This is a genomic window from Vibrio sp. R12-SG2-ISO1 (assembly GCF_059834045.1).
The window spans coordinates 25,022-37,956 of the sequence record NZ_JCBDGO010000029.1 but is presented as its reverse complement, the minus strand read 5'-3'; the positions used below and the strand labels follow the sequence as shown (position 1 = coordinate 37,956).

Here is a 12,935-nt window from a genome sequence, read left to right as displayed (position 1 = left end):
TAGAAGAATGATTGGTCTAATCGGTCGTAAAGTGGGCATGACCCGCGTATTTACTGAAGATGGCGTTTCTATCCCAGTAACAGTTGTTGAAGTTGAAGCGAACCGCGTTTCTCAAGTGAAAACTCTTGAAACAGACGGCTACGCAGCAATTCAGGTAACTGCTGGTGCTAAGAAAGCCAACCGCGTAAACAAAGCTGAAGCAGGTCACTTTGCTAAAGCTGGTGTTGAAGCTGGTCGTGGTCTTTGGGAATTCCGTTTGGAAAACGGCGAAGAGTTTGAAGTTGGCGCTGAGCTAACAGTTGAACTGTTCAACGAAACTAAGAAAGTAGACGTTACTGGTACATCTAAAGGTAAAGGTTTCCAAGGCGCTGTTAAGCGTTGGAACTTCCGTACTCAAGATATGACTCACGGTAACTCATTGTCTCACCGTGCTCCTGGTTCTATCGGTCAATGTCAGACTCCAGGTCGCGTATTTAAAGGCAAGAAAATGGCAGGTCACATGGGTGCTGAGCGTGTAACGACTCAAAACCTAGAGATCGTACGTGTTGACGCTGAGCGCAACCTGCTTCTTATTAAAGGTGCAGTCCCAGGCTCAACTGGCGGCAACGTGATCGTTAAACCAGCTGTTAAAGCATAACGTCTCAGGAGTAAGTAATGGAACTAATGGTTAAAGGTGCTGATGCACTAACTGTTTCCGAAACTACTTTCGGACGTGAGTTTAACGAAGCTCTTGTACACCAAGTAGTTGTTGCGTACGCAGCAGGTGCTCGTCAAGGTACTCGTGCTCAAAAAACACGTTCAGAAGTTTCTGGCGGTGGCGCTAAGCCATGGCGTCAAAAAGGTACTGGCCGTGCTCGTGCTGGTACAATCCGTAGCCCAATCTGGCGTACAGGTGGTGTTACTTTTGCTGCGAAACCACAAGATCACAGCCAAAAAGTAAACAAGAAAATGTACCGTGGTGCTATGAAGAGCATTCTTTCTGAGCTAGTTCGTCAAGAGCGTCTAATCGTTGTTGATAACTTCTCAGTTGAAGCGCCAAAAACTAAAGAGCTTGTAGCTAAGCTGAAAGAGCTTGAGCTAACTGACGCTCTAATCGTGACTAGCGAAGTAGATGAGAATCTATTCCTAGCTGCTCGTAACCTATACAAAGTTGACGCACGTGATGTTGCTGGTATCGACCCAGTTTCACTGATCGCGTTCGACAAAGTTGTAATGACTGCTGAAGCAGTTAAGCAAGTTGAGGAGATGCTAGCATGATCACTGAAGAGCGTATCCTAAAAGTTCTACGTGCACCGCACATCTCTGAAAAAGCAACTATGGCTGCTGAGAAAGCGAACACTATCGTTTTCAAAGTAGCAAAAGATGCGACTAAAAAAGAGATCAAAGCAGCCGTAGAAAAGCTATTTGAAGTTGAAGTTAAGTCTGTAAACACTCTTATCACTAAGGGTAAGACCAAACGTCAAGGTCTACGCCAAGGTCGCCGCAGCGACGTTAAGAAAGCGTACGTTACTTTGAAAGAAGGTCAAGATCTTGACTTCGTTGGCGGTGCGGAATAACAGGAGTAGTTAAACAATGGCTATTGTTAAATGTAAGCCGACTTCCCCTGGTCGTCGTCACGTAGTTAAAGTTGTTAACGCTGACCTTCACAAAGGTAAGCCTTACGCACCTCTTCTAGAGAAAAACTCTAAGAACGGTGGTCGTAACAACAACGGTCGTATCACAGTACGTCACATCGGCGGTGGTCACAAACACCACTACCGCGTTATCGATTTCAAACGTACTAAAGATGGCATTCCAGCGAAAGTTGAGCGTCTAGAATACGATCCAAACCGTAGCGCAAACATCGCTCTAGTTCTGTACGCAGACGGTGAGCGTCGTTACATCATTGCACCTAAAGGTGTTCAAGCTGGTGATCAGATCCAATCTGGTGTTGATGCGCCTATCAAAGCAGGTAACACCCTGCCGATGCGCAACATCCCTGTAGGTTCTACTGTTCACTGTGTTGAACTTAAGCCTGGTAAAGGTGCTCAGCTAGCTCGTTCGGCTGGTGCTTACGCTCAAATCGTTGCTCGCGACGGTGCGTACGTGACTATCCGTCTACGTTCTGGTGAGATGCGCAAAGTATTGTCTGAAGGCCGTGCAACAATCGGTGAAGTAGGCAACGCTGAGCACATGCTACGCGAACTAGGTAAAGCTGGTGCTAACCGCTGGCGCGGTGTTCGTCCAACCGTTCGCGGTGTGGTAATGAACCCAGTAGACCACCCACACGGTGGTGGTGAAGGCCGTACATCTGGTGGTCGTCACCCAGTTTCTCCTTGGGGTATGCCAACTAAAGGCTTCAAGACCCGTAAGAACAAACGCACTGACAAGTACATCGTACGTCGTCGTAACAAGTAATCTATATAAGAGGATAAGCCATGCCACGTTCTCTCAAGAAAGGTCCATTTATTGACCTACACTTGCTGAAGAAGGTAGAGAAAGCGGTGGAAAGCGGAGACAAAAAGCCTATTAAGACTTGGTCCCGTCGCTCAATGATCATTCCAACAATGATCGGTTTGACCATCGCTGTCCATAATGGTCGTCAGCACGTTCCAGTTTTCGTTACCGAAGAAATGATCGGTCACAAACTGGGCGAATTCGCACCAACACGTACTTACCGCGGTCACGCTGCGGATAAGAAAGCTAAGAAGCGTTAAGGAGTAGATGATGGAAGCAGTAGCTAAACATAACTTTGCTCGCATTTCGCCTCAGAAAGCTCGCTTAGTTGCAGATCAAATTCGTGGTAAATCAGTTGATCAAGCTCTAGAAATCTTGACGTTCAGCAACAAAAAAGCGGCTGAACTGATCAAGAAAGTTCTTGAATCAGCTATCGCGAACGCGGAGCACAACGAAGGTGCAGATATCGACGATCTATCAGTCGCTAAAATCTTCGTAGATGAAGGCCCGATCATGAAGCGTATTATGCCTCGTGCTAAAGGTCGTGCGGATCGTATCTTGAAGCGTTCAAGCCACATCACTGTTGTTGTTGCAGACGCTTGAGACTAGGAGAGTAAGCAATGGGTCAAAAAGTACATCCTAATGGTATTCGTCTAGGCATCGTTAAGCCTTGGAATGCTACATGGTTTGCTAACACCAAAGAATTCGCTGACAACCTAGACGGCGACTTCAAGGTACGTCAGTTCCTAACTAAGGAACTTTCGAAAGCGTCTCTTTCACGTATCGTTATCGAGCGTCCTGCTAAGAGCATCCGTGTGACTATTCACACTGCTCGTCCAGGCGTTGTTATCGGTAAGAAAGGTGAAGACGTTGAGAAGCTACGCGCAGCTGTAGCTAAAATTGCAGGTGTACCAGCGCAAATTAACATCGCTGAAGTACGTAAGCCTGAACTGGATGCGCAACTTGTTGGTGACAGCATCGCGTCTCAGCTAGAGCGTCGTGTGATGTTCCGTCGTGCTATGAAGCGCGCGGTACAAAACGCAATGCGTCTAGGTGCTAAAGGTATCAAAGTGGAAGTAAGCGGTCGTCTAGGCGGCGCTGAAATCGCACGTTCAGAGTGGTACCGTGAAGGCCGTGTGCCTCTACACACTCTACGTGCTGACATTGATTACGCAACTTCTTCGGCTCACACCCAATACGGTGTAATCGGCATTAAAGTTTGGATCTTCAAAGGTGAGATCCTAGGCGGCATGCCAGCAGCTAACGCTGTAGAGCCTAAAGGCGACAAGCCTAAGAAGCAGCGCAAAGGCCGTAAGTAAGGAGTCGACAGATGCTACAACCTAAACGTACTAAGTTCCGTAAGGTTCAGACTGGTCGTAACCGTGGTCTAGCTAAAGGTACTGATGTAAGCTTCGGCGAATTCGGTCTTAAAGCTGTTGGCCGTGGTCGTCTAACTGCTCGTCAAATCGAAGCGGCACGTCGTGCAATGACACGTCACGTTAAGCGTCAAGGTAAAATCTGGATCCGTGTGTTCCCAGACAAGCCTATCACAGAAAAACCACTTGAAGTTCGTCAAGGTAAGGGTAAAGGTAACGTTGAGTACTGGGTAGCCCAAATCCAACCTGGTAAGGTTATGTACGAAATGGGTGGTGTACCTGAAGAATTGGCACGTGAAGCGTTCCGCCTAGCGGCTCGCAAACTGCCATTCAAGACGACATTTGTAACTAAGCAGGTGATGTGATGAAAGCACAAGATCTACGCGAAAAAAGCGTTGAAGAGCTAAATGCAGAGCTTCTAGGTTTGCTACGTGAACAGTTCAACTTGCGCATGCAAGCTGCGACTGGTCAACTACAGCAAACTCATACTCTGAAAGCTGTACGCCGTGATATCGCACGTGTGAAAACTGTTTTGACTGAGAAGGCAGGCGCATAATGAGCGAAGTAAAACGTACTCAACAAGGTCGTGTAATCAGCGACAAGATGGACAAGTCTATCACTGTTGCTATCGAGCGTTTCGTAAAACACCCAATTTACGGTAAGTTCGTAAAACGCACGACAAAAGTACACGCACATGACGAGAACAACGAATGTGGCCTAGGCGACAAAGTTGAAATCGCAGAGTGTCGTCCACTGTCTAAGACTAAGTCTTGGACTTTGGTGAAAGTTGTAGAAAAAGCGAAGATGTAATCTCGTTAATTCTATGATGAAACGGCTCCAAAAAGTTTTTTTGGGGCCGTTTATTTTTTGACTACCCAAGTGAAAAAAAGGGTGGTACAATTCGCGTCCCTTTTAAAGAGGCAGCCCGACCCGTGAGGGTCTAGTTTTTTTATATATTTAGCGGAGCACTAACATGATCCAAATGCAAAGTATGCTGGACGCAGCTGATAACTCAGGCGCTCGCAGCGTAATGTGTATTAAGGTTCTGGGTGGCTCTCACCGCCGTTATGCACATATCGGTGACATCATCAAAGTTACTGTTAAGGAAGCAATTCCTCGCGGTAAAGTTAAAAAAGGTGATGTACTGAAGGCGGTGGTAGTTCGCACCCGTAAAGGCGTACGTCGTCCAGACGGTTCTGTCATTCGCTTCGACCGTAATGCTTGCGTACTGTTAAATGACAATACTGAGCAACCAATCGGTACACGTATCTTTGGTCCTGTGACACGCGAACTTCGTAACGATAAGTTCATGAAGATCGTTTCACTGGCTCCAGAAGTTCTGTAAGGAGCACGTAAAGATGGCAGCTAAAATCCGTCGTAATGACGAAGTAATCGTTCTTGCTGGTAAAGATAAAGGCAAGAAAGGTAAAGTAACTAAGGTCCTAGCTACTGGTAAAGTTATCGTTGAAGGTATCAACCTTGTTAAGAAACACCAGAAACCTGTTCCTGCTATGGGTATCCAAGGCGGTATCGTAGAGCAAGAAGCAGCAATCGACGTTTCTAACGTGGCGATTTTCAACGCAGCTACTGGTAAAGCTGACCGTATCGGTTTCCGTATCGAAGATGGCAAGAAAGTTCGTTTCTTCAAGTCTAACGGCGAAACTGTTTCTAACTAATAGAAAGTAATTTGGAGTTCTACTATGGCGAAACTGCATGATTACTACAAGTCGTCTGTAGTCGCTGAACTGACCAAACAGTTCGGTTACTCAAGCGTCATGCAAGTCCCTAGAATCGAGAAAATCACCCTTAACATGGGTGTTGGTGAAGCAATCAACGACAAGAAACTGCTAGAAAACGCAGCATCTGATATGGCAACGATCTCTGGTCAAAAGCCACTTATCACTAAAGCGCGTAAATCTGTTGCAGGCTTCAAAATTCGTGAAGGCTACCCTATCGGTTGTAAAGTAACCTTGCGTGGCGAACGTATGTGGGATTTTCTTGAGCGTCTAATTTCGATCGCTCTTCCACGTGTACGTGACTTCCGTGGTGTTAGCGCTAAGTCTTTTGACGGTCGCGGTAACTACAGCATGGGCGTTCGCGAGCAAATCATCTTCCCGGAAATCGACTTTGATAAAGTTGATCGAGTACGCGGTCTAGACATCACTATTACGACGTCTGCTGGTACTGATGAGGAAGGCCGTGCTCTGCTGGCTGCCTTTAACTTCCCATTCCGTAAGTAAGGTGAAGGGTTACTGTTATGGCTAAAAATTCAATGAAAGCACGTGAAGCAAAACGTGCGAAGCTTGTAGCTAAGTTCGCTGAAAAGCGTGCGGCTCTTAAAGCTATCATCAGCGATGTAAACGCATCTGAAGAAGATCGTTGGGATGCAGTGCTTAAACTGCAAACTCTTCCACGTGATTCAAGTGCATCACGTCAGCGCAACCGTTGTAACCAAACTGGTCGTCCACACGGTTACCTACGTAAGTTCGGTCTAAGCCGTATCAAAGTTCGCGAAGCTTGCATGAAAGGCGAGATTCCTGGACTTCGTAAGGCTAGCTGGTAATTGCCACTTAATCATTTGGAGTAAATCATATGAGCATGCAAGATCCGATTTCGGATATGCTGACCCGCATTCGTAACGGTCAGGCAGCAGACAAAGTCTCTGTTAAAATGCCTTCTTCAAAGCTTAAAGTTGCAATTGCTGCACTACTAAAAGCTGAAGGTTACATCGTTGATTTCGCTGTTGAAGGCGAAGTAAAACCTGAGCTAGAAGTTACTCTTAAGTACTTCCAAGCGAAACCAGTAATCGAGCAACTTAAACGTGTTTCTCGTCCAGGTCTACGTGTTTACAAGAAGAAAGATGATCTTCCTTCTGTAATGGGTGGTCTTGGTGTTGCTATCGTTTCAACTTCCAAGGGTCTGATGTCAGACCGTGCTGCACGTAAAGCAGGTCTTGGTGGTGAAATCATCGCTTACGTAGCGTAATAGGAGTAGAAAATGTCTCGTGTTGCTAAAGCACCTGTCGCTATTCCAGCTGGCGTAGAGGTGAAACTGAACGGCCAAGAAATCACTGTAAAAGGTGCGAAGGGCGAACTAACACGCGTTCTTAACGACGCTGTTGTTATCGCTCAGGAAGAAAACAACCTTACTTTCGGTCCTAAAGAAGGTGTTGCTAACGCATGGGCTCAAGCAGGTACTGCTCGCGCTCTAGTGAACAACATGGTTGTTGGTGTTACTGAAGGCTTTACCAAGAAGCTAACTCTTAAAGGTGTTGGTTACCGTGCTGCTATCAAAGGCAACGCTGTAGGTCTAACACTAGGCTTCTCTCACCCAGTTGAGCACGAGTTGCCAGCGGGTATCAAAGCTGAGTGTCCAAGCCAAACTGAAATTGTTATCACTGGTTGTGACAAACAACTAGTTGGTCAAGTTGCGGCTGACATTCGTTCTTACCGTGAGCCTGAGCCATACAAAGGCAAAGGTGTTCGTTACGCAGATGAAAATGTGCGTACTAAAGAAGCTAAGAAGAAGTAAGGTAACACTATGGATAAGAAAGCATCTCGCATCCGTCGTGCTACACGCGCACGTCGTAAGATTGCAGAACTGGGTGCAACTCGCCTAGTAGTACACCGTACTCCTCGTCACGTGTACGCACAGGTTATCGCATCAAACGGCTCTGAGGTAATCGCAGCAGCTTCTACTGTAGAAAAAGCGATCCGTGAGCAAGTGAAGAACACTGGTAACATCGATGCAGCAAAAGCAGTAGGTAAAGCTATTGCAGAGCGCGCGCTTGAAAAAGGCGTTGACGCAGTTGCATTTGATCGTTCTGGTTTCCAATACCACGGTCGAGTAGCGGCGCTAGCAGAATCTGCTCGCGAAGCTGGTCTGAAATTCTAAGGTAGGGTTGGAAGATGGCTAAAGAACAACAAGTTCAAGCGAATGATTTGCAAGAAAAGCTAATCGCAGTTAACCGTGTATCTAAAACGGTTAAAGGCGGTCGAATCATGAGCTTTACTGCACTAACTGTAGTTGGTGACGGTAACGGTCGCGTAGGTTTCGGTTACGGCAAAGCCCGTGAAGTACCTGCAGCGATCCAAAAAGCAATGGAAAAAGCACGTCGTAACATGACTACGATCGCGCTTAACGAAGGCACACTTTTCCACCCGGTAAAAGGTCGCCACTCGGGCTCTAAAGTTTACATGCAGCCAGCGGCTGAAGGTACAGGTGTTATCGCAGGTGGTGCGATGCGTGCAGTACTAGAAGTAGCAGGTGTACACAACGTACTATCTAAAGCATACGGTTCTACGAACCCTATCAACATCGTTCGTGCGACGATCGATGCGCTAGGTAGCATGAAGTCACCAGACATGGTTGCTGCTAAACGTGGTCTAACTGTTGAATCTATTTCGGAGTAAGAACACCATGGCAACTATTAAAGTTACTCAAACTAAAAGCTCAATTGGTCGCCTACCAAAGCACAAAGCTACTTTGCGTGGTCTGGGCCTTCGTAAAATCAACCATACAGTAGAACTTGAAGATACTCCGTGTGTACGCGGTATGATCAACAAGGTTTACTACATGGTTAAAGTTGAGGAGTAATCAGAATGCGTTTGAATACTCTAGCACCGGCTGCGGGCGCTAAGACTCCTGCGAAGCGAGTTGGCCGTGGTATCGGTTCTGGCCTTGGTAAAACTGGTGGCCGTGGTCACAAAGGTCAAAAATCACGTTCTGGCGGCAGTGTTCGTCCAGGTTTTGAAGGCGGTCAGATGCCTCTAAAACAACGTCTACCTAAGTTCGGTTTCACTTCTCGTAAGAGCCTAGTGTCTGCTGAAGTTCGTCTAGCTGAGCTAGCGAAAGTAACAGGTGACGTGGTTGACCTAAACAGCCTTAAAGCTGCTAACGTCATCACTAAGAACATCGAATTTGTAAAAGTTGTTCTTTCTGGTGAAATTAACAAAGCAGTGACTGTTAAAGGTCTACGTGTGACTAAAGGCGCTAAAGCTGCAATCGAAGCTGCTGGCGGTAAAATCGAAGAATAATCTTCGAAGGAAGGGTACAGATGGCTAAAAAACCAGGACAAGATTTTAGTAGTGCAAAGAATGGATTGGCGGAATTAAAGTCGCGTTTATTGTTCGTTTTAGGCGCACTTTTGGTATTCCGTGCAGGTTCTTTTGTACCACTACCTGGTATTGATGCTGCTGTACTTGCCCAATTGTTCGAACAGCAAAAAGGTACCATCGTAGAGATGTTTAACATGTTCTCCGGTGGTGCTCTTGAGCGTGCATCTATATTAGCGTTGGGCATCATGCCGTACATTTCGGCATCGATTGTTGTCCAACTGCTAACTGTAGTTCATCCAGCGTTAGCTGAACTCAAAAAAGAGGGTGAAGCAGGCCGTCGTAAGATCAGCCAATATACACGCTACGGCACGCTTGTACTTGCAACCTTCCAAGCTATTGGTATTGCAACAGGCCTACCAAACATGGTCGACAATCTGGTTGTTATCAACCAAACCATGTTTACGCTTATTGCGACCGTAAGTTTAGTAACCGGTACCATGTTCCTTATGTGGTTAGGTGAACAAATTACAGAGCGCGGAATTGGTAACGGTATCTCGTTGCTGATCTTTGCAGGTATTGTTGCTGGATTGCCTTCGGCAATCGGCCAAACAATTGAGCAAGCGCGTCAAGGTGAATTGCATGTACTTCTTCTGCTGTTGATTGGTGTACTGTCTTTCGCTGTCATTTACTTTGTTGTTTTCATGGAGCGTGGTCAACGTCGTATCGTTGTCAACTACGCGAAGCGTCAACAAGGTCGCAAAGTATTTGCTGCGCAAAGCACGCACCTGCCATTAAAAATTAATATGGCCGGTGTTATTCCAGCAATCTTCGCTTCGAGCATTATCCTGTTCCCAGGAACATTGGCTCAATGGTTCGGTCAGAACGGTGAGAGCAGCGCGTTCGGTTGGTTAACTGACGTGTCTTTGGCTCTTAGCCCAGGTCAACCTCTGTATGTAATGCTTTATGCAGCAGCGATTATTTTCTTCTGTTTCTTCTACACGGCGTTGGTATTCAACCCGCGTGAAACAGCAGATAACTTGAAGAAGTCAGGTGCATTCGTACCCGGCATCCGCCCAGGTGAGCAGACAGCTAAGTACATTGATAAAGTAATGACGCGACTAACCCTTGCGGGCGCGCTTTACATTACCTTTATCTGTCTGATTCCGGAGTTCATGATGGTCGCGTGGAACGTACGTTTCTACTTCGGCGGTACATCACTACTTATCGTAGTTGTTGTTATCATGGACTTTATGGCACAGGTACAGACTCATATGATGTCTCAACAATATGATTCTGTGTTGAAGAAAGCGAATCTGAAAGGTTATGGCCGTTAATTCGGCGGTAGTCTCAGATTTCATTTACGGAGTTTAGCAATGAAAGTTCGTGCTTCCGTTAAAAAAATCTGCCGTAACTGTAAAGTTATCAAGCGTAACGGTGTCGTTCGCGTGATTTGCAGTGAGCCAAAGCACAAGCAGCGCCAAGGCTAATTAGCAGAAATTTTTACTTGAAATAGAAGGTTAGGTCGAGTATATTCCTCGGCCTACCTTTTGCGTGCAAAAGAAGTAGTATTCCGCAACGTATCCATAACGGGCTTTGTTGCGGCTAATTCTTTTTAAGAAACACTAGGAGTGAATAATGGCCCGTATTGCAGGCATTAACATTCCTGATCAGAAACATGCTGTGATTGCACTAACGTCAATCTACGGCATCGGTAAAACTCGCTCTCAAGCTATCCTAGCTGAAGTGGGTATTGCTGAAGATGTTAAGATCAGTGAACTAACTGAAGAGCAGATCGATCAACTGCGTGATGGTGTAGCTAAGTACACTGTAGAAGGTGATCTACGTCGTGAAGTATCTATGAACATCAAGCGTCTTATGGACCTTGGTTGTTACCGTGGTCTTCGTCATCGTCGCAGTCTACCACTACGTGGACAGCGTACTAAAACCAATGCTCGCACCCGTAAGGGTCCGCGTAAGCCGATCAAGAAATAATCGGGAAGGTAGAGTACAATGGCTAAACAACCAACTCGCGCTCGTAAGCGCGTACGCAAGCAAGTTGCAGATGGCGTTGCGCACATCCATGCTTCTTTCAACAACACAATCGTAACCATCACTGACCGTCAAGGTAACGCACTAGCTTGGGCTACTGCAGGTGGTTCAGGTTTCCGTGGTTCTCGTAAGTCTACTCCGTTCGCTGCACAGGTTGCTGCTGAGCGTTGTGCTGAAATGGCTAAAGAATACGGTCTAAAGAACTTGGAAGTTATGGTTAAGGGTCCAGGTCCAGGTCGTGAATCTACTGTTCGCGCACTGAACGCTGCTGGTTTCCGCATCACAAACATTGTTGATGCTACACCAATCCCTCATAACGGTTGTCGTCCACCTAAGAAACGTCGCGTATAACGTTTTTTAGATTACTGGAGAAAGATCATGGCAAGATATTTGGGTCCTAAGCTGAAGCTTAGCCGTCGCGAAGGTACTGACTTATTCCTTAAGTCTGGTGTACGCGCGATCGATACCAAGTGTAAAATTGATAACGCACCAGGTGTACACGGCGCTCGTCGCGGTCGTCTATCTGAGTATGGCGTTCAGCTTCGTGAGAAGCAAAAAGTTCGTCGTATGTACGGCGTTCTAGAAAAACAATTCCGTAACTACTACAAAGAAGCTGCTCGCCTTAAAGGCAACACAGGTGAAAACCTGCTTCAGCTTCTTGAAGGTCGTCTTGATAACGTAGTTTACCGCATGGGCTTTGGTGCAACTCGCGCAGAAGCACGTCAGCTAGTTAGCCACAAAGCTATCCTAGTTAACGGTAAAGTTGTAAACGTTCCTTCTTTCAAAGTTGCGGCTAACGACGTTGTTTCTATTCGCGAAAAAGCGAAACAGCAATCTCGCATCAAAGGTGCACTAGAAGTTGCTGAACAACGCGAAAAACCAACTTGGATTGAAGTAGATGGCACTAAGATGGAAGGTACGTTCAAGCGTCTGCCTGAGCGTTCTGATCTGTCTGCTGACATCAACGAACAACTGATCGTCGAGCTTTACTCTAAGTAAGGTTTAAACTAAAGAGAGGACACAATGCAGGGTTCTGTAACAGAATTTCTTAAGCCACGTCTGGTTGACATCGAACAAGTCAGCACGACACACGCAAAAGTAACTCTTGAGCCATTAGAGCGTGGCTTTGGTCACACTCTAGGTAATGCACTTCGCCGTATTTTGCTTTCGTCTATGCCAGGTTGCGCAGTGACTGAAGTTGAAATTGAAGGCGTTCTGCACGAGTACAGCACTAAAGAAGGCGTTCAAGAAGATATTCTTGAAATTCTTCTAAACCTTAAAGGTTTGGCTGTGCGCGTTGCCGAAGGCAAAGATGAAGTGTTTATTACACTGAACAAATCAGGCTCAGGCCCTGTGGTTGCAGGTGACATCACCCATGATGGTGATGTAGAGATCGCTAACCCAGAACACGTAATTTGTCACCTAACGGATGACAACGCTGAGATCGCTATGCGTATCAAAGTTGAACGTGGTCGCGGTTACGTTCCAGCTTCAGCTCGTATCCATACTGAAGAAGATGAGCGTCCAATTGGCCGCCTACTGGTTGACGCTACGTACAGCCCAGTAGACAAGATTGCTTACGCTGTTGAAGCCGCTCGTGTAGAGCAGCGTACAGACTTAGACAAGCTTGTTATCGACATGGAAACGAACGGAACTCTAGACCCTGAGGAAGCAATCCGTCGCGCAGCAACTATTCTTGCTGAGCAATTGGATGCGTTCGTAGATCTTCGTGATGTACGTGTACCTGAGGAGAAGGAAGAGAAGCCAGAATTCGATCCGATCCTACTGCGTCCTGTAGACGATCTTGAACTAACAGTTCGCTCTGCTAACTGTCTGAAAGCAGAAGCGATTCACTACATCGGTGATCTTGTACAGCGCACTGAGGTTGAGCTACTTAAAACGCCAAACCTTGGTAAAAAATCTCTTACTGAGATTAAAGACGTACTTGCATCACGTGGTCTGTCTCTGGGTATGCGCCTAGAAAACTGGCCACCAGCGTCTATCGCTGAAGATTAAT

At 46.4% G+C, this 12,935-nt stretch carries 26 protein-coding genes; all 26 read left to right on the top strand.

The annotated features are described in order from the left end of the window. The first annotated feature begins 7 nt into the window (after positions 1–7). The 26 genes from rplC (at position 8) to AC6R10_RS18150 (ending at position 12,934) form a co-directional block, all read left to right on the top strand. Positions 8–637 carry a 50S ribosomal protein L3 gene (gene rplC, locus AC6R10_RS18275; RefSeq protein WP_334554631.1) on the top strand — a complete coding sequence of 210 codons (630 nt, stop codon included), beginning with the start codon at positions 8–10 and terminating at the stop codon, positions 635–637. A 17-nt stretch (positions 638–654) separates the two neighbouring features. Then, positions 655–1,257 carry a 50S ribosomal protein L4 gene (rplD, locus tag AC6R10_RS18270; RefSeq protein WP_005379556.1) on the top strand — a complete coding sequence of 201 codons (603 nt, stop codon included), beginning with the start codon at positions 655–657 and terminating at the stop codon, positions 1,255–1,257. Then, positions 1,254–1,556, top strand: coding sequence for a 50S ribosomal protein L23 (gene rplW / locus AC6R10_RS18265; RefSeq protein ID WP_004398471.1), 303 nt, complete (start codon positions 1,254–1,256; stop codon positions 1,554–1,556). Before rplD ends, rplW begins: the two co-directional genes overlap by 4 nt. 16 nt (positions 1,557–1,572) lie before the next feature. After that, the gene (gene rplB / locus AC6R10_RS18260; RefSeq protein WP_334554627.1) at positions 1,573–2,397 is read left to right on the top strand and encodes a 50S ribosomal protein L2; all 825 of its coding nucleotides are present in this window, start codon (positions 1,573–1,575) and stop codon (positions 2,395–2,397) included. Between the two features lie 20 nt (positions 2,398–2,417). Then, the gene (gene rpsS, locus AC6R10_RS18255; RefSeq protein WP_005435078.1) at positions 2,418–2,696 is read left to right on the top strand and encodes a 30S ribosomal protein S19; all 279 of its coding nucleotides are present in this window, start codon (positions 2,418–2,420) and stop codon (positions 2,694–2,696) included. 10 nt (positions 2,697–2,706) lie between these two features. Further along, positions 2,707–3,039: a 50S ribosomal protein L22 gene (gene rplV, locus AC6R10_RS18250; protein ID WP_334554973.1), complete on the top strand. Its 333-nt coding sequence runs from the start codon at positions 2,707–2,709 to the stop codon at positions 3,037–3,039. 17 nt (positions 3,040–3,056) lie between these two features. Beyond that, positions 3,057–3,755, top strand: a complete 699-nt coding sequence (gene rpsC, locus AC6R10_RS18245) for a 30S ribosomal protein S3 (RefSeq protein WP_334554625.1) — start codon at positions 3,057–3,059, stop codon at positions 3,753–3,755. A gap of 11 nt (positions 3,756–3,766) precedes the next feature. Beyond that, the gene (gene rplP / locus AC6R10_RS18240; RefSeq protein WP_005379577.1) at positions 3,767–4,177 is read left to right on the top strand and encodes a 50S ribosomal protein L16; all 411 of its coding nucleotides are present in this window, start codon (positions 3,767–3,769) and stop codon (positions 4,175–4,177) included. Continuing rightward, on the top strand, positions 4,177–4,368 hold the full coding sequence (rpmC, locus tag AC6R10_RS18235; protein ID WP_334554623.1) for a 50S ribosomal protein L29: 192 nt from the start codon (positions 4,177–4,179) through the stop codon (positions 4,366–4,368). Before rplP ends, rpmC begins: the two co-directional genes overlap by 1 nt. Continuing rightward, positions 4,368–4,622: a 30S ribosomal protein S17 gene (gene rpsQ, locus AC6R10_RS18230; protein WP_500627519.1), complete on the top strand. Its 255-nt coding sequence runs from the start codon at positions 4,368–4,370 to the stop codon at positions 4,620–4,622. Before rpmC ends, rpsQ begins: the two co-directional genes overlap by 1 nt. Before the next feature lie 163 nt (positions 4,623–4,785). Next, positions 4,786–5,157, top strand: a complete 372-nt coding sequence (rplN, locus tag AC6R10_RS18225; RefSeq protein WP_334554619.1) for a 50S ribosomal protein L14 — start codon at positions 4,786–4,788, stop codon at positions 5,155–5,157. Positions 5,158–5,170: 13 nt separating this feature from the next. Further along, complete coding sequence (rplX, locus tag AC6R10_RS18220; protein WP_334554617.1) at positions 5,171–5,488, top strand: 50S ribosomal protein L24; 318 nt, start codon at positions 5,171–5,173, stop codon at positions 5,486–5,488. A gap of 24 nt (positions 5,489–5,512) precedes the next feature. Beyond that, on the top strand, positions 5,513–6,052 hold the full coding sequence (gene rplE / locus AC6R10_RS18215; protein ID WP_334554615.1) for a 50S ribosomal protein L5: 540 nt from the start codon (positions 5,513–5,515) through the stop codon (positions 6,050–6,052). Between the two features lie 17 nt (positions 6,053–6,069). Then, complete coding sequence (gene rpsN, locus AC6R10_RS18210) at positions 6,070–6,375, top strand: 30S ribosomal protein S14 (protein WP_334554612.1); 306 nt, start codon at positions 6,070–6,072, stop codon at positions 6,373–6,375. 29 nt (positions 6,376–6,404) lie between these two features. Further along, positions 6,405–6,797 carry a 30S ribosomal protein S8 gene (gene rpsH / locus AC6R10_RS18205; protein ID WP_334554610.1) on the top strand — a complete coding sequence of 131 codons (393 nt, stop codon included), beginning with the start codon at positions 6,405–6,407 and terminating at the stop codon, positions 6,795–6,797. Positions 6,798–6,809: 12 nt separating this feature from the next. Beyond that, the gene (gene rplF, locus AC6R10_RS18200; RefSeq protein ID WP_334554608.1) at positions 6,810–7,343 is read left to right on the top strand and encodes a 50S ribosomal protein L6; all 534 of its coding nucleotides are present in this window, start codon (positions 6,810–6,812) and stop codon (positions 7,341–7,343) included. 9 nt (positions 7,344–7,352) lie between these two features. Beyond that, positions 7,353–7,706 (top strand): 50S ribosomal protein L18, encoded by a 354-nt coding sequence (gene rplR, locus AC6R10_RS18195; RefSeq protein ID WP_334554606.1) that lies wholly within the window; start codon positions 7,353–7,355, stop codon positions 7,704–7,706. A gap of 14 nt (positions 7,707–7,720) precedes the next feature. After that, complete coding sequence (gene rpsE, locus AC6R10_RS18190) at positions 7,721–8,224, top strand: 30S ribosomal protein S5 (protein WP_500627521.1); 504 nt, start codon at positions 7,721–7,723, stop codon at positions 8,222–8,224. Positions 8,225–8,231: 7 nt separating this feature from the next. After that, positions 8,232–8,408 (top strand): 50S ribosomal protein L30, encoded by a 177-nt coding sequence (gene rpmD, locus AC6R10_RS18185; protein WP_000201159.1) that lies wholly within the window; start codon positions 8,232–8,234, stop codon positions 8,406–8,408. Positions 8,409–8,413: 5 nt separating this feature from the next. Then, a complete protein-coding gene (rplO, locus tag AC6R10_RS18180) occupies positions 8,414–8,848 on the top strand; it encodes a 50S ribosomal protein L15 (RefSeq protein WP_500627522.1) in 435 nt (144 codons plus the stop codon). 20 nt (positions 8,849–8,868) lie between these two features. Next, positions 8,869–10,203 carry a preprotein translocase subunit SecY gene (secY, locus tag AC6R10_RS18175; protein ID WP_334554598.1) on the top strand — a complete coding sequence of 445 codons (1,335 nt, stop codon included), beginning with the start codon at positions 8,869–8,871 and terminating at the stop codon, positions 10,201–10,203. Positions 10,204–10,242: 39 nt separating this feature from the next. Next, positions 10,243–10,356: a 50S ribosomal protein L36 gene (gene rpmJ / locus AC6R10_RS18170; RefSeq protein ID WP_000868186.1), complete on the top strand. Its 114-nt coding sequence runs from the start codon at positions 10,243–10,245 to the stop codon at positions 10,354–10,356. A 148-nt stretch (positions 10,357–10,504) separates the two neighbouring features. Further along, positions 10,505–10,861, top strand: a complete 357-nt coding sequence (rpsM, locus tag AC6R10_RS18165) for a 30S ribosomal protein S13 (protein ID WP_005435100.1) — start codon at positions 10,505–10,507, stop codon at positions 10,859–10,861. Between the two features lie 18 nt (positions 10,862–10,879). After that, on the top strand, positions 10,880–11,269 hold the full coding sequence (gene rpsK, locus AC6R10_RS18160; protein ID WP_001118870.1) for a 30S ribosomal protein S11: 390 nt from the start codon (positions 10,880–10,882) through the stop codon (positions 11,267–11,269). 27 nt (positions 11,270–11,296) lie between these two features. Further along, a complete protein-coding gene (gene rpsD, locus AC6R10_RS18155) occupies positions 11,297–11,917 on the top strand; it encodes a 30S ribosomal protein S4 (protein WP_334554596.1) in 621 nt (206 codons plus the stop codon). 24 nt (positions 11,918–11,941) lie between these two features. Beyond that, entirely contained in the window at positions 11,942–12,934 is a 993-nt protein-coding gene (locus AC6R10_RS18150; RefSeq protein ID WP_334554594.1) for a DNA-directed RNA polymerase subunit alpha, read from the top strand. The last annotated feature ends 1 nt before the right edge of the window (position 12,935 follow it).